Raw genomic sequence first — 15024 nt, forward strand, 5'->3', positions numbered from 1 at the left:
CAATTTGCCCTGCAATAAGATATTGATTTTTGGCACCACGTTTATCCTACACGCCCATTTATAAAAAATATCTTAACAAAACGCCGTTTTATCAAATACCAATCTCGCTCCTATCGGCAAATGGTCGGACAAATCAGACCACGGCACACCGCCATACACTTGGGCGGACAGTACGGTCAAATGCCGTACATAAATGCGGTCAAGACTTATCATGGGGAACTTGGCAGGAAAAGTCGCAGGGTGTTTGCCGTGCTTGGTATAAAAGACTTCATGTAGCCCCAAATCCGCCATAAACCGCCCCGATTTTTTCGCCCAATCATTAAAATCCCCCGCCAAAATGAGTGGTTTGTCCTTATCAATCTCGCTGTTGATATAGTCGCTGATTGCCTTGTATTGCTTGGTGCGGTCGGCTTCTAGTAGGTTAAGATGAGCATTTAGCACCACCACAGGCACACCCCAACCGTCAGGGGTTATCTCACTGTGCAGAACGCCCCGTTTTTCTAGGCGAGAGACGGTGATATTGACGTTGTGCTTGGGGTCTAGGGGGTGGCGTGAGAGCGTGGCGTTGCCGTGATTGCCGTGTGGGTAGCGGACGTTTTCGCCATAGCTGTGCGACAGCGACAGATATTCGCCAAACCACTCATGGTGCGACTGGTCGGGGTATTCGTTAAAGGACATCACTCGTTTTAGGTTTTGCCCTTGCACTTCTTGTAAGCACAAAATATCAATGGGCAAATCCGCCAACGCCTGCCCCATGCGTTGGAGCTTGACAAGGCGGTTTAGGGGCGACATGCCTTTATGGATATTATAAGAAACAACGTGAATGGGGGTCATGTTTTTGCTTTTAAATCATTCAAATAGTAAAAGACAAACATACCACGCTTTTATGATAAAAGCAACCTACCCCACGCCCACGCTACACCTTGTAAAAGTGAATTGTTATCCTTATTATAAATCCAAATTCTAAGCCCAAACTTTTTAGGAACACACCCATGATTGATTTTCACACGCAAGCCCTAGATGAACGTTTACACCTTGTGGATTTTGACAAAACAGACGCAAGCACACTAAAAGCCTTAGTGGAGCAAGATTTAAACGTTGCCGATGAGTTTTTAGATAATTTACCAACGACCGATGAGCCAACGCTCGCCCTTGACATCATCGGTCAATTTAACCGCCTAAATCTGAACCTAAACCGCAGTTTTGGGATACTCTCGCACCTAAACAGCGTGGTGTCTAACCCCGAAATTCGCACCGCTCATCATGACGTACTGCCTGCCTTGTCCGCCTTTTCTACCAAAACAGGGCAATCGGTGGGGCTGTATCAGCTTTATAAACTTGTCAATGATAATTTAGAAAAACTAGGAGCAGACAACGCCCTAACACGAGCGGTAGAGCTTGCCCTACAAGGCTTTACGCTGTCAGGGGTCGCCTTAGATGATGACAAAAAAGCACGTTTTGCCGAGATTTCCGCTCGCCTGTCGGTGCTGTCCGCCAAATTCTCAGACAACGCCCTAGACGCAACCCAAGCCTTCGCCCTACCCTTAACCCAAGCCCAGCTGTCAGGCATTACCCCAAGCGGTCTTGCCCTGTTAAAATCAGCAGGCGACACCTACAAAGCCAAGCACCCCAATGCCGTTCTGGCGACCGACTATGTCGCCACACTTGATGTGCCCATGTATCTGGCGGTCATGCAGTACGCCGATGACCGCACCCTGCGTGAGACCTTGTACCATGCCTATAACACCCGTGCCAGTGCCGTGTCTAGCTATGGGCATGGCGAGTTTGACAATGGCGACATCATGAGCGAGATACTCACCCTACGCCAAGAAAAAGCCAAACTGCTCGGCTTTGACGACTACACCCAAGTATCGCTCGCCAGCAAAATGGCAAATGATAAAGATGAGATTGAAACCTTTTTAAAAACGCTCGCTCATCACGCCACGCCCTTTGCTAAGGCGGATTTGGCGGACATGGAAATTTTAGGTAAAACGCTTGGGCTTGATAAGGTTGAGCCGTGGGATACGCCCTATCTGGCCGAAAAAATCCGCCTTGAAAAATACAACCTAAACAGCGATGAGATTCGCCCTTATTTTCCGCTCCCTGTGGTGCTTAGCGGTCTGTTTGACATCATCGGCAAGCTCTTTGGCGTGTCCTTTAACGAGCGGACGGCAGACGTACCACGCTGGCATACGGACGTGCAGTTTTTTGAGCTACATGACAAAAACGGCTTGATAGGCGGGCTGTATCTTGACCTGTTTGCTCGCACGGGCAAGCGTGGCGGGGCATGGCTGTCAGGCTTTCAAGAAAAGCATAAAGATAGCGAGATTGAACAGCTCCCTGTGGGCTTTATCGTGGGCAACTTCTCGCCTGCGGTGGGCGACTTGCCAAGTCTTTTGACCTTTGATGAAGTTACCACGCTGTTTCATGAGTTTGGGCATGGCTTGCACCATTTACTCACCAAAATCACGCTCTCGGACGTGGCAGGTATCAGTGGCGTGGAGTGGGACGCTGTGGAATTGCCCAGTCAGTTCATGGAAAATTTTGCCATTGATAAAGACGGCATTGCTCTCATCAGTCGCCATGTAGAGACAGGCGAGCCACTACCCCAAGACAAGCTGACCGCCCTACTAAACGCCAAAAACTTCCAAAGCGGACTGCAAACCTTACGTCAGATAGAATTTGGGCTGTTTGATTTACGCATTCATGGCAAAGAGCTGTCGGGCTATGATGAGATTTTGGCGGTGCTGGACGGCGTGCGTGATGAAATAGCCGTCATCAAACCGCCTACCAACAACCGTTTTGCCAACACGTTTAGCCATATTTTTGCAGGGGGCTATGCGTCAGGGTATTATTCTTATAAATGGGCGGAGCTGTTGTCGGCGGACGCTTTTGGCAAATTTGAAAACAGTCAAAACCCCGCCACGCATGGCGTATTTGACCCTGCCATTGGTAATGCCTTCAAAAGCGAAATCCTACAAATGGGCGGTTCTCGCCCTGCCAAAGACAGCTTTGTCGCCTTTATGGGGCGAGACGCTGACATGGGGGCGTTACTGCGTCATAGTGGGTTTGTCAAATAGCCAAATCACGGTAATCCGCCATTGCACAAATGCACAAATGGGGGTAAAATCTACCCCTATTTTTATTGAAAAACACCATGAGATACCAATCCACCCGCCCAAAACGCCAATTTCTTGCAGGGGTCAAATGCACCCAATGCAAAGCGACCGATACCACCGTGCAGGTGCAGATTTTCACGCCAGAGCCTGATGAGTACATTGAGTGCGTGGCATGTGGACATACAGCACGCCGACCCACCGCAGACGACCTACCCCAAATCCAAGCCACCATCGAAGGGGCGATGACAGAGAGCGTGGGCGTGGTGCGTTTTATAAAATAGCCATCAGATGTCGCCCTATCATGAATTTGAGTCAAAATTTGTGCTTTTTGTCTTAATTTTGTTGTAAAAAGCTGAAAATTCTTGTAAATTTTGATATAGTACAGCAATATTTGCTGGCAAGCGTCTCATTAGCACCATCAGACCCGACTTGTATCAAAAAGTCTATCCAAGCCCGATGAACGCCCCTGCCATCCATCAGCCCCAATTAGCCAATAAGATAGGTTTCCCATGTCAGAGAAAAAAGACCCGAACGAGATTAATTTTGATGATGAATTTTTGGACATTGATTTTGGCAATGCCGACCCCAATGCCAGCACCGACACTGCCGCTGATGTCGATTTAAGTGCCGAATTTGACGAGCTGTTTGACCAAAACACTGCCGATGTCGCCAACTCTGACATTGACTTGACTGCCAATGAGCCTGTGGACATCGCCCTATCTGATGTGACCGTGACTGATAATACCACTGGCATTGATTTGACCCACGTTGGTGATAACACTGCCCAAGATGATTTCTTCAATCAACTAGATGACCTAAACCAAGCCAATGCCCCCACCGACGTGGCAAACGACAACATCGATACCGCCCTACTAGGTGCAGGGGCGGTCGCAGGGGCGAGCGTTGCCAGCGGTCTTGGGCAAGGCGAACCCGCCAAAGATAAGCCTGCTAAAAAAGGATTATTTGGCAAAAAAGATGGTTCACCCAAAACCCCAAAAATGACCAAACCCAAAGCCTCCAAAGCTCCAAAGCCTGCCAGTGGCAAAAGCGACTTTACAGGGCTACTTAGCGACCCTCAAAAGCTCAACAAGCTCATCTTGGGCAGTGTGATTGCCTTAGCTCTGATTGGCGTAGCACTCTACATGGCGATGAGTGGCGATGAAAGTAGTACCCCTGATGTCGCTCCTGCCCCTGCTCCTGTGAGTACGCCTGCCCCTGCCGAAGAGACCGCCCCGCCTGCTACTGACAGCACCGAGAGTCCTACTCCACAAAGCGAAGGTGATGTGGCAAGCGATACAGCAACCGCCCCTATGGCAGGTGACAGCGTACTACCTGAGATTAAACCCGTGGTCAATCCCGATGAAATTCTCAATGCTGAGATTCCAACCGACCCTGCACTCATCAAAGAAGAGATTGACCGTTTGGCAGACAAAGATTCACAAATCGCCGAGCAAGAAAAACTCATCCAAGAACAGCTTACCATGATGGAAGATTTGACCACCGCCAAAGCCGAGCAAATCGCCCTACTCGAAGCCCAAATCGCTGAACTTGAAAAGCAGAAAAACAGCACCGAGACCACCGCCCCTGCTAGCGGACAATAAAAAAACACCCGTCAAAAAACAAAGCCCGACAGATGTTGGGCTTTTTTATGTGGCTGTGGTTATATAATTTACAAAATCCGTATCGCCTGCTCTCGCTTCTCTAATGCCTTACCTTCTAGTACTGATTTGGCGACCTGGCGTTCTTTGTCATTATCAAAACCCAAGATATGCCAACTTCTGCCCAAATCAGTGATGACTAGGGCATCATTTATCAGCTCAATACGAGCATTGTCGCTCAGTTTGACGTTTTGCCCCTGTGCGATAAAGGCACGATTTTTGATGATAATCACCCCTGTGGCGACACGGCTTTGGTATTTTAGGCGGTTTTTGTAGATATTAAAACCAAAAATCAGCACCGCAAATACTGCCATCACCCCAATGGTAATCTCCACAGGGGCAGTCATGGCGACCACCGCCACGCATACCGCCAAGGCGACAAGCACCCCTGCCATGATAAAGACAGGGTTCGACTCGGTGCCGTTTAGCGTGATAGACACGCCATCATCAATGACTTTTAGCATTACCAGCACAACGCTTGTTTTTGTAATTCAAAAATCTCTTTAATCCCAGACTCGGCAAGGTCAAGCATGGCATTTGCCTCATCACGGGTAAAATGCTTGTCTTCTGCCGTACCCTGAATCTCAATAAATCCGCCTGCTTGGGTCATGACCACATTCAAATCGGTATCGCAGGTCGAGTCTTCACTATAATCCAAATCCAAATACGCCCGTCCGTCCTTGATACCGACCGACACCGCCCCCACCAGTCCGATGAGTGGGTCTGTGGTCAGCTTTTTGTCTCGTTGTAGGCTCTCTAAGGCATCGATGAGTGCCACTGCCGAACCCGTGATACTTGCCGTGCGTGTGCCACCGTCTGCTTGTATGACGTCGCAGTCCACATAAATGGTGTTCTCGCCCAACTTTGACAAATCGAGCATGGCACGGAGCGACCGCCCGATAAGGCGTTGTATCTCTTGGGTACGACCTGACTGCTTGCCCTTAGTCGCTTCACGTTGAGTGCGAGTGCCTGTGGCTCGTGGGAGCATGCCGTACTCGGCAGTGAGCCAGCCTTGACCTTGCCCCTTTAACCAACGTGGCACACCCTGCTCTATGCTGACGTTGCATAGCACTTTGGTGTCGCCATAACACACCAATACCGAACCTTCGGCATGTTTGGTGTAGTTGCGGGTAAAACTAATAGAACGTAATTGGGATAATTCACGGTTGTCGTGTCGCATGATGTGCCTTTTAATGATTTAGATAAATGAATATGGACTATTGTAACAGTTTTTACCCCAAAACAAAACCGCCCAAATCATGAGCGGTTTTGAATGCCATTAGGCTTTTTTGCTTTCTTCTAATTTACGCAAATCTTTACGCAAGATTTTACCCACGTTGGATTTTGGCAATTCGCTGATAAATTCCACAAATTTTGGGCGTTTATAACCTGTCAAATTCTCTTTTGCCCATGCGATGACCTCTTTTTCTGTCAAGCTGTCGTCTTTTTTGACGACATAAACCTTGACCAGCTCGCCACTGTGGTCATCTGCCACACCAATCACGCCACATTCTAGCACTTTGGGGTGAGCGGCGATGACTTCTTCAACTTCATTAGGATAGACGTTAAAGCCCGACACCAAAATCATGTCCTTTTTACGGTCAACGATTTTGACAAAGCCCTGCTCGTCCATCACACCGATGTCGCCCGTCTTAAAATAACCGTCCTTTGTCATGGTCTTTTCGGTCTCATCGGGGCGATTGTAGTAGCCTGCCATGACCTGAGGACCTTTGATGGCAATCTCGCCTGCCTCGCCAAGTGCCACTTCTTTGCCATCATCGTCCAATAGAATGATGTCAGTATTGGGAAATGGAATGCCGATTTTGCCCGTGTAGCCCCCTGGCGGATTTAGCGTGGCGACAGGCGATGTCTCGGACAGCCCATAGCCTTCAACGATGTAAGTACCCGTGAGTTTCTCCCACGCTTCTGCCGTGCTTGGTAGCACCGACATACCCCCGCCAAGTGATAGGCGTAGGTTGGTGTGGTCAAGGTTTTTAAAGCCTTCGTGATGAGCCAACGCATTAAATAAGGTATTGACCGCAGGGAAAAACACAGGGCGATATTTGGCAAAATCTTTGGTCAAGGCATCAAAATCACGGGCGTTGGTGATGAGTAGTAAGCTAAACCCCATCTTAAAGCCAAGCATGGATACCGTAAATGAGAAAATATGATACAAAGGCAACGCCGTGGCGATGTATTTACCCGTCAAATCTTCATCAGCAGGAAAGACCTTATTGACAAATGTCATGCACTGCTCAACATTAACCACAAGGTTCTTATGCGTGAGCATCGCCCCCTTTGCCACACCTGTCGTACCGCCTGTGTATTGTAGCACCGCAATGTCATCAAGCGACAGCTCGGGGCGGACATAGCGACTTGCCGATACTGCCGTTAGGGCATCTTTAAAGCTCACGGCATTGGGAATGTTCCAGCTTGGCACCATTTTTTTGACATGGCGGACGACCAAATTCACCAAAATACCTTTGAGTCCCATCATATCGCCAATGCTCGCCACGATGACGTGCTTAACCTGCCCTTTATTTTTGACCTTTTCAAAGGTATGAGCAAAGTTCTCCACGATGAACAACGCCTTTGCCCCGCTGTCATTAAGCTGATGTTCTAGCTCATGCGGTGTGTACAGCGGATTGACATTGACAAGGGTCAGACCTGCTCGCACAATGCCCATCATCGCAATCGGATACTGCAAAATATTTGGCATCATCACCGCCACTTTATCGCCCTTAACCAGCCCCAGCGACTGCAAACAACTGGCAATCTGACGGCTGTATGTGTCAAGCTCACGATAAGTAATGGACGCCCCCATACACGTTAGGGCGACTTTGTTGCCATGTTTGGCAAAGTTCTGCTCAAAGCTGTCAAGCAGTGAATTAACACCGTCTGGCACTTTGACATTAATATCAAGCCCCTTGTCAGCATAAGTCTTAACCCAAGGACGGTCGGCAGGGATACTAAAATTTTGCATGATTCTTCCTTAATATTCTAAAATGGAATGTATTGGCAGTAAAATCGGTCAAATTGCTCAAAAATTAATCACAATCAGACACTTAAATGTAAGCAAATATTACGCTATAAAATACACCATTTTTGCCAAATTGCCAAATGATTTTTGTTTGAAAGGGCAAAATTTTTGTAGTGATTATGTTGTTTGTGGGGTATTTGGGAAGTGCTTGATAAATGATTGATAAGAAAATAAAAGATAAAAAGATAAAGTAGCACAAGGCACGCAGGCAACACCCAAATCAAAAGCAAAGACCCCTATTTTTATTAAGTCAAAGTCAAAGATAATGCCTTAAAAGTCCAATTTTTAAAAATTGGTAAACTTTAAAGGATAAAAATAGGGCGATGGTTTCATAAACGAATTAAAAGTTCGTTGCATGTTCAATGCTAGGGCAAAAATGCCAATTTATTACGCCTTGTGCTACTTTGGTTTTTGGGTAAAATGGGCTTTATAGGTCAAAGCCCATTTCCCCAAAATCGGTCATAAAGGTTTTACGGTCAATAACTCATCAATGATTGGCTTAAATTCATTTGGCACGATGATTTTAAAATTGGCAATCTCGTTTTTTATAGCGATGAGTTTTTCGGTTTCGGCTTTTACTTTTTCGTTTAACAGCATTTGGCGTTCGTGAGAGCGTTTATTATACTCTTCTTCATAAGCCACCAGCGATTTATTTTGAAACTCACGGAATTTGGCTTTATAGGCATTGACCGTACTTTCATATTCTCTATGCTCGGATAATAGATAGTTTTGTAATTGTTGCAATTCATCTAGCTCATATAATGGTGTATGATGAATTTTAAATACCTGCTCGCCCACTTCTTTAAAACTAATGCGTTCTTTTTTGGTAAGGCTTGTGCGGATTTTATCAAAGTTATGGATAAATTTGCCAATATGAGACGCTTTGGCTTCGGCAGTTTTGTAAGTCATCACATCAGATAATGGCAGTGTCAAAAGATAATCCTCCATATCCACATTGATTAGGCGTTGTAATTCTACCATATCAATGCCCGCCAATAATGAATCTTGCTCATCTCGCACTTGTTTAATTTTGGTGTTAATCATATCAAGGCGATTGTCTTTTTCTTTAATGGCACTTCTAAAAAAGGCAGAAATGGCGTATAACTTACCAATATTGGCAAGTTTACCGTCAATATCATTGACCTTTTTAAAGTTATCTAATGCTTCACCGTCAAGGCTAGATGTGTGCGTTTCTAGATTGGCAATCTCATCTTGGATTGGTTTTAGGGTTTCTTTGATACGCTCACAGATATAGTTGGCTTCTGATGAAGTCAAACCAGAGACATTAAAATAAGGGTTTTTGGTTAATAGTTTATGGGTTAATTCTTGGCTTATCATAATAAAATCCTCTTAAATCAATTTAAAAATACTATGGCTATAATACCAAAAATAAAAATTTAATTCAATACTTAAATTCAATTATTTGTCTTTAAGCATTTAACTTTAATAACTCATCTTTTATTCTCTTAGCATTTTGACAAACATCATCACACAGCACAATCTCATCATCACTGCCAAAATGCGATACATTAGGCAACTCTTTTAAAAACTCATCAATATCATCAAGTGTCAAAAACCGCCCATGCAAATCATAGCCGACATTTAAAATCTTACCTTTAATCTTTGCCATGCGGTCATGAATATGCCCATGCAAATGATAATAGCCTTTATGACAACCGTCCCATTCATCAATGGGATAATGAAATAAAATCAGCGTGCGTTTTAATTCTCTAAGAGTTAATTTTAAATAATCCTGCACCGATGATAACATGGGATTGCCGTCTTTTTTGATAGCCTTTAAAAACCGCTCTTGATGACGGGCAATCAAACCGTCATGATTACCCAATATCAAATGATGCTTGCCATTTAATTGCGACAGCGTTTTTTCAATCATTTTTAAATCGTGGCTAAATGACACATCGCCCAAATTATATACCACATCATCAGGGCGGACGGTGGCATTCCAACGCTCTATCAGCTCATTGTCCATATCATCAATGTTGTCAAATGCTGTGCGAAAAGTTGGACAAAATTTAACGATATTTTTATGGCTAAAATGCCAATCGGAAGTGAAATAAATCATTGGTTTTTCCTTTAAAAAAGTTAAATCGTCAGGCAATTCACTGTGTCTTGATGAATTAAAATAAAAAACTTCTTGCCAACCTTTATCATCAATATCATCTTGCCAAGATGATAACGCATCATCTTGGCAATCATAATAGTCATCATAACTGCCATATTTTGCATTGATGTCGGTATATTGATAAACAAAAGTGCCGTCTTTTTTGTCGTGAACCAATATCTTTTTGATTGGCAAATTGGGTTTTAATACCGCAAAAAATTTTCTTTCTTGATACATTTTTTTCTTACCACATTAAAAATTTAAGACATTTTTTTAAGAAGTTTTTCAATATAATCTGGATAAAAATCAGCAAAATATTCTATTTCATCAAGAACATTTTTATCCATCAGCAAAATCTGTTGTGCAAAATAGGATTTATGTTCAGGGTGATTTAACCAATGTTCTAACAGTGGTATAAAATCATCGGAATAACCAAAAAATCCAACATCTTCGCCAAAACCATCATCATCAAACCAATAATCCATCCAACTCGCATGAATATAATGAGCAATCGCTTGTGATGTATCAGCATTTCGCCAACGCATTAAAAACGGCTCTATATCAATATGAGTAAGATTAAACATCAAAAGAATGGCAAAAATATTATCCGATAAAAAATCAAAACATTCGTATGGGTATTGCTTTAATAAATTATCCAAATATAAATTGGCAAATTTATCCCATAATACCCACTCTTTTGGTGTAAAACTCTCTTTTGAACAATTTCCAACCCTTTGAAAATAAAGTTCGGTAGAATGGTGCAATTCTTTACCTTGTACAAAAAGTTCCACCATTCTGGGTAAAAAATATTTAAGTTCATTAGGATTTTCCACTTCATCTTTGGCAGAAGTATTATATTGATAAAAATGCTCTTTTGTTAATTCATGAAGTGGCAAAGTTCGCATTTGTAACTCAATTTCATCATCAATACAGCCACCACAACTACAAACATTTAAATGCTCTGTTGGTGCTGGATAATTAAATACTTGATAAAATTCATCAATGATCTTTTGAAATGGATTTATTTCATCTAACCGTTTCATAATCTCCCCAAAAACTCTTGAATAAATCCAATCTTATCCAGCTCCGACAATTCATTAAAGGTAGTTTGATTGCCTTTGATATAATCAATGAGCGGATAATATTCTTCATCAACGTGGCGTTTATCCAGTTTTCGCCCGATATTGACTGTGGTACTTCTACCCAAAAACTTAGAAATCAGATAATACGGCGATTTTAATTTAAATAACAGCTCTTGGCTTTGGCTATCAAACACCATAAAGCCTTCGTGTTCTACCGTTTTTAATAACGCTTTTAATTCACCAAACGGGATATTTTTGATGATGGTTGGGCGGATAATTTTAATGGCATTGCCTTGCTTGGCTTGCTCGGCATTAAACGTATTGGTAACTTCATCAATTTCGCTTTCACTAAATTGTCTCCCTGTTGCCACATCAATAATCCCGATTAAAGTCTCTCCAAACACTTCTTTGATGATATGCACGTCTTTTTCATCGGTAATCTCAAATAAAAACGTATGGTTTGGGTATTGTTTAAATAACGGCTCGTATTTTTCACAATGAGCTTGATTCATTTTGGCAAAATCGCTGTCCAAAGAACCTGTGGTAGAATACAAAACCTGATGATTAAAACTGGCATTAAAACTTGGGTGCGTTTCATTAAGCTCCACATAAGTACACACGCCCAAAAATCCATTAACCTTTAATACCGCATCCACCAAATGATTGTCGTCTATGCTAATGGGATATTTTGATTTTTTGGCAATGCGTTCGGAATAATTAAATACTTTTTTAAAGGGGCGAACAATGATATTATTGTATTCGTCAATCACCGTTCCACGCATTTCAAGCAGGGCATTATCAAAATTATTGTTATAAAATACATCTCGCTTATATTTTAATACAAAAAGCTCTGGATAGGTTTTTGACTGCTTGCTAATAAAATTGTGTTTGCCATATTGTAGATATTCATCGCTGATATAACTTTGTCGGTTTTCGTCAAAAGGTGTGTTTTTATTATCAAACTTGCTCATTTTTTCAATTTCTCTTTTTATCTCATCACTCATCGGACAGATTGGTTCTATATGAATTTCATCTCTTAGTTTATTTTGGTTTAATTTAATATAAGCCGATAAGACATCGCTTTGTTTGACATTATGCGTATTATCAAAAAAGTTATGCAAACGATAGACTTCGGTAATCAGCCCATATTTACGAGCGGTTTTTAACAGATGAATACAGCCTGATGATTTTTGGTTGGTATTGGAATTGATAATGAGCATATCTTTATTGGGGTTTTGGCGTGCGTCTGCAAAGGCATTTTTCATCATCGTCTGCCCTTGTCTCACCGCTTTTTCAATACGCTCTGGCGACCAATGGTAATTGCCGTTTTCATCGGTAAGCAATTTATCATTTTCAATATGAATAATCTCACCTTTTGGAAATTGGGCTTGAAATTCGGCGATTTTTTGCTCGGCAAAGGTGGATTTGCCAGAACCTTGATGACCACGAAGTAAGATAAATTTTTGCATAGGTTTTCCTTTAAAAATGTGCCTATTTTTTATTATCCAAATGTCGTGCCAAGTTGAAAAATTTGCCAAAAATTGTTTTTAAGTGATTGATTTTTAATGGATTAAAATTTTAAAAGCCAATCAGGGTTGGTAATAGGCTCTTAAAAATATTAGAATATTTTATAGATTTTAGAATATTTTATCGGTATAATTTCTATATTTATCAGGAAAAACCCATGTCAAAACAAAAAACAAACGTCATGATAGGCTTTCTTGGCACGGTATTAGATGACGGATTTAGCCAAAAACGGCGAAAAAAGTGGCGACCCAATGTCAATGTACATCAGGTGATGACGTTTGACCGTGTGGAGCTGTTTATCGCCCCACAATACGAACGCCTAGCCCTGCAAGTCGTGGCGGACATCAAGGAAATTCACCCTGACATCACGGTCAATCTTATCCAAATGCCCCTTGACAACCCTTGGGATTTTGGGGAAGTGTATGACAAACTTGCCGAATGGGCGGACAGCTATCCTTTTGATATTGAACAAGAAAATTATCTTACCCACATCACCACAGGCACGCACGTTGCTCAGATTTGCCTGTTTTTACTCGTAGAAAGTAGACAAATTCCCAGCACCATTTTACAAACTGCTCCGCCAAAAGGCGACACAACCGACTGCGGTGTGGAAGTGATAGACCTTGATTTGGCTCGCTATGATGCCCTTGCCAGTCGCTTGGATAAGGTCAAAAACGATGCGGTCAAATTTTTAAAAACAGGCATAGAAACCAAAAACCCCGCCTTTAACCGCCTTATCGGACAAATAGAACAAGTCGCACTCGGCTCAAACTCGCCCATGCTCATCATGGGGGCGACAGGGGCGGGCAAATCACGACTGGCAAGGCGGATTTTTGAGCTCAAAAAATCTCGTCATCTCGTCTCTGGGCGGTTTGTGGACGTAAACTGTGCCACGTTGCGTGGCGATATGGCATATTCGGCACTTTTTGGGCATAAAAAAGGGGCGTTCACAGGGGCGATGACACCGCGAGACGGCTATCTTTTGACCGCTCATAAGGGCGTGCTGTTTTTGGACGAGATTGGCGAGCTTGGGGCGGACGAACAGGCGATGCTTTTGACTGCCTTAGAAGACAAGGCGTTTTATCCCATGGGGTCGGATACGCCTGTACACAGTGATTTTTGGCTGATTGCAGGGACGAATAAGGACTTAAAAGCGTGCGTGCGAGCAGGGACGTTCCGTGAAGATTTGTACGCTCGTATCAACGTTTGGCAATACACCTTGCCTGCCCTAAAAGACCGCCGTGAGGACATCGCCCCCAACATCGCCTATCAACTTATCGCAGTGGGGCAAGAGCTTGGGCGTGCGGTGCGATTTCGCCCGAGTGCCTACGAGCGGTATTTGGCGTATGCGATGAGTACTCGGGCAGTGTGGCGTGGTAATTTTCGGGATTTGTCGGCGAGCATTTTACGCCTTGCCACGCTTGCCGAGAATGGGATTATTGATGAAAAATTGGTCATTGATGAGATTGGGCGACTGGACGAATTATGGGCGACAGACGAAACAGATGAGACGGACAAATATGATAATATCAATCCTGCTCTATACGACAAAATCCACGCCCAAGCGTTAGATGAATTTGACAAAATACAGCTTATCCATGTCATCAACATTTGCCAACAGCATGATAATTTGGCAAGTGCAGGACGGGCGTTATTTAACCATTCACGGCTAAATAAAGCAAGTGGCAATGACAGTGATAGGTTAAGGAAATATTTGGGACGGTTTGGGGTGAGTTGGGGGGAGATAAAGGCAAAATAATATACACTATTTCTTTAAGTTATATACTTGTTTTGCTAAAATATGTTTGCAAAATAAGGTTGTATCATATCCACCCGGCACGGAGATTTGTATGAAAAAGTTGCTAAAACCGCTAGTCATCGCCCTAGCCCTATCATCGGTATCTGCCTTAGCGTGTGAAAAACCGCAGGTAACGGGATATACTTCTGTGGATTGTCTTAAAGACGGCTTGGCAGGAGTAAAACAAAACGGCAAATGGGGGTTTATTGATAAAACAGGTAAAGTGGTTATCCCTGTTCAATATGATGATGCTTGGAGCTTTTCAGAGGGCTTGGCAACAGTCAAACAAAACGACAAATGGGGGTTTATTGATAAAACAGGTAAAGTGGTTATCCCTGTTCAATATGATGATGTTTGGAGCTTTTCAGGGGGCTTGGCGGGCGTCAACCAAAACGGCAAATGGGGGTTTATTGATAACACAGGTAAAGTGGTTATCCCTGTTCAATATGGTTATGCTTGGAGCTTTTCAGAAGGCTTGGCGAGCGTCAAACAAAACGGCAAACACGGTTTTATTGACACAACAGGTAAAGTGGTTATTCCCATTCAATATGATGAAACTTGGGGTTTTATCAAAGGTAAAGCCCTAGTGCAACTAAACGGCGAAGAATTTTATATAGACGAAACAGGCAAACGCCTAAATTGATTTTGGCACTAGATTTTTAAAATAAGGTAGTAGTC

At 43.3% G+C, this 15024-nt stretch carries 13 protein-coding genes; 5 read left to right on the forward strand and 8 right to left on the reverse strand.

Annotated elements, in window-relative coordinates:
- Nucleotides 1–72: 72 nt before the first annotated feature.
- Nucleotides 73–834, reverse strand: coding sequence for an endonuclease/exonuclease/phosphatase family protein (locus tag IM753_RS11625; RefSeq protein ID WP_194109345.1), 762 nt, complete (start codon nt 832–834; stop codon nt 73–75).
- Nucleotides 835–992: 158 nt separating this feature from the next.
- Here IM753_RS11625 and IM753_RS11630 point away from each other — a divergent pair, with 158 nt between their 5' ends.
- The 3 genes from IM753_RS11630 to IM753_RS11640 all read left to right on the forward strand — a co-directional run bounded on the left by IM753_RS11630 (nt 993) and on the right by IM753_RS11640 (nt 4720).
- The gene (locus tag IM753_RS11630) at nt 993–3080 is read left to right on the forward strand and encodes a M3 family metallopeptidase (protein ID WP_194109346.1); all 2088 of its coding nucleotides are present in this window, start codon (nt 993–995) and stop codon (nt 3078–3080) included.
- 77 nt (nt 3081–3157) lie between these two features.
- On the forward strand, nt 3158–3400 hold the full coding sequence (locus IM753_RS11635) for a YheV family putative metal-binding protein (protein ID WP_062499776.1): 243 nt from the start codon (nt 3158–3160) through the stop codon (nt 3398–3400).
- Nucleotides 3401–3628: 228 nt separating this feature from the next.
- On the forward strand, nt 3629–4720 hold the full coding sequence (locus IM753_RS11640; protein WP_194109347.1) for a hypothetical protein: 1092 nt from the start codon (nt 3629–3631) through the stop codon (nt 4718–4720).
- A gap of 68 nt (nt 4721–4788) precedes the next feature.
- Here IM753_RS11640 and IM753_RS11645 read toward each other — a convergent pair whose 3' ends face one another.
- The 7 genes from IM753_RS11645 to IM753_RS11675 all read right to left on the reverse strand — a co-directional run bounded on the left by IM753_RS11645 (nt 4789) and on the right by IM753_RS11675 (nt 12490).
- The gene (locus tag IM753_RS11645) at nt 4789–5241 is read right to left on the reverse strand and encodes a hypothetical protein (protein WP_065256951.1); all 453 of its coding nucleotides are present in this window, start codon (nt 5239–5241) and stop codon (nt 4789–4791) included.
- Nucleotides 5241–5957 carry a ribonuclease PH gene (rph, locus tag IM753_RS11650; protein ID WP_194109348.1) on the reverse strand — a complete coding sequence of 239 codons (717 nt, stop codon included), beginning with the start codon at nt 5955–5957 and terminating at the stop codon, nt 5241–5243. Before rph ends, IM753_RS11645 begins: the two co-directional genes overlap by 1 nt.
- A gap of 99 nt (nt 5958–6056) precedes the next feature.
- Nucleotides 6057–7760, reverse strand: coding sequence for an AMP-binding protein (locus IM753_RS11655; RefSeq protein ID WP_194109349.1), 1704 nt, complete (start codon nt 7758–7760; stop codon nt 6057–6059).
- Between the two features lie 516 nt (nt 7761–8276).
- On the reverse strand, nt 8277–9155 hold the full coding sequence (locus IM753_RS11660; protein WP_065256955.1) for a hypothetical protein: 879 nt from the start codon (nt 9153–9155) through the stop codon (nt 8277–8279).
- A 91-nt stretch (nt 9156–9246) separates the two neighbouring features.
- Nucleotides 9247–10176 carry a metallophosphoesterase gene (locus IM753_RS11665; protein ID WP_197035923.1) on the reverse strand — a complete coding sequence of 310 codons (930 nt, stop codon included), beginning with the start codon at nt 10174–10176 and terminating at the stop codon, nt 9247–9249.
- A gap of 23 nt (nt 10177–10199) precedes the next feature.
- Complete coding sequence (locus tag IM753_RS11670; protein ID WP_194109350.1) at nt 10200–10982, reverse strand: hypothetical protein; 783 nt, start codon at nt 10980–10982, stop codon at nt 10200–10202.
- The gene (locus IM753_RS11675) at nt 10979–12490 is read right to left on the reverse strand and encodes an RNA ligase (protein ID WP_194109351.1); all 1512 of its coding nucleotides are present in this window, start codon (nt 12488–12490) and stop codon (nt 10979–10981) included. The genes IM753_RS11670 and IM753_RS11675 overlap by 4 nt, the downstream gene beginning before the upstream one ends.
- A gap of 215 nt (nt 12491–12705) precedes the next feature.
- Here IM753_RS11675 and rtcR point away from each other — a divergent pair, with 215 nt between their 5' ends.
- Complete coding sequence (rtcR, locus tag IM753_RS11680; RefSeq protein ID WP_194109352.1) at nt 12706–14307, forward strand: RNA repair transcriptional activator RtcR; 1602 nt, start codon at nt 12706–12708, stop codon at nt 14305–14307.
- 91 nt (nt 14308–14398) lie between these two features.
- Nucleotides 14399–14989: a WG repeat-containing protein gene (locus IM753_RS11685; RefSeq protein ID WP_194109353.1), complete on the forward strand. Its 591-nt coding sequence runs from the start codon at nt 14399–14401 to the stop codon at nt 14987–14989.
- Nucleotides 14990–15024 lie beyond the last annotated feature (35 nt).

The organism is Moraxella sp. K127 (assembly GCF_015223095.1).
Taxonomy (GTDB): domain Bacteria; phylum Pseudomonadota; class Gammaproteobacteria; order Pseudomonadales; family Moraxellaceae; genus Moraxella.

Excerpts from the sequence above, each read along its gene's own strand:
- IM753_RS11625 (WP_194109345.1), bottom strand. The coding sequence starts at position 834 with ATGACCCCCATTCACGTTGTTTCTTATAATATCCATAAAGGCATGTCG.
- IM753_RS11630 (WP_194109346.1), top strand. The coding sequence starts at position 993 with ATGATTGATTTTCACACGCAAGCCCTAGATGAACGTTTACACCTTGTG.
- IM753_RS11635 (WP_062499776.1), top strand. The coding sequence starts at position 3,158 with ATGAGATACCAATCCACCCGCCCAAAACGCCAATTTCTTGCAGGGGTC.
- IM753_RS11640 (WP_194109347.1), top strand. The coding sequence starts at position 3,629 with ATGTCAGAGAAAAAAGACCCGAACGAGATTAATTTTGATGATGAATTT.
- IM753_RS11645 (WP_065256951.1), bottom strand. The coding sequence starts at position 5,241 with ATGCTAAAAGTCATTGATGATGGCGTGTCTATCACGCTAAACGGCACC.
- rph (WP_194109348.1), bottom strand. The coding sequence starts at position 5,957 with ATGCGACACGACAACCGTGAATTATCCCAATTACGTTCTATTAGTTTT.
- IM753_RS11655 (WP_194109349.1), bottom strand. The coding sequence starts at position 7,760 with ATGCAAAATTTTAGTATCCCTGCCGACCGTCCTTGGGTTAAGACTTAT.
- IM753_RS11660 (WP_065256955.1), bottom strand. The coding sequence starts at position 9,155 with ATGATAAGCCAAGAATTAACCCATAAACTATTAACCAAAAACCCTTAT.
- IM753_RS11665 (WP_197035923.1), bottom strand. The coding sequence starts at position 10,176 with ATGTATCAAGAAAGAAAATTTTTTGCGGTATTAAAACCCAATTTGCCA.
- IM753_RS11670 (WP_194109350.1), bottom strand. The coding sequence starts at position 10,982 with ATGAAACGGTTAGATGAAATAAATCCATTTCAAAAGATCATTGATGAA.
- IM753_RS11675 (WP_194109351.1), bottom strand. The coding sequence starts at position 12,490 with ATGCAAAAATTTATCTTACTTCGTGGTCATCAAGGTTCTGGCAAATCC.
- rtcR (WP_194109352.1), top strand. The coding sequence starts at position 12,706 with ATGTCAAAACAAAAAACAAACGTCATGATAGGCTTTCTTGGCACGGTA.
- IM753_RS11685 (WP_194109353.1), top strand. The coding sequence starts at position 14,399 with ATGAAAAAGTTGCTAAAACCGCTAGTCATCGCCCTAGCCCTATCATCG.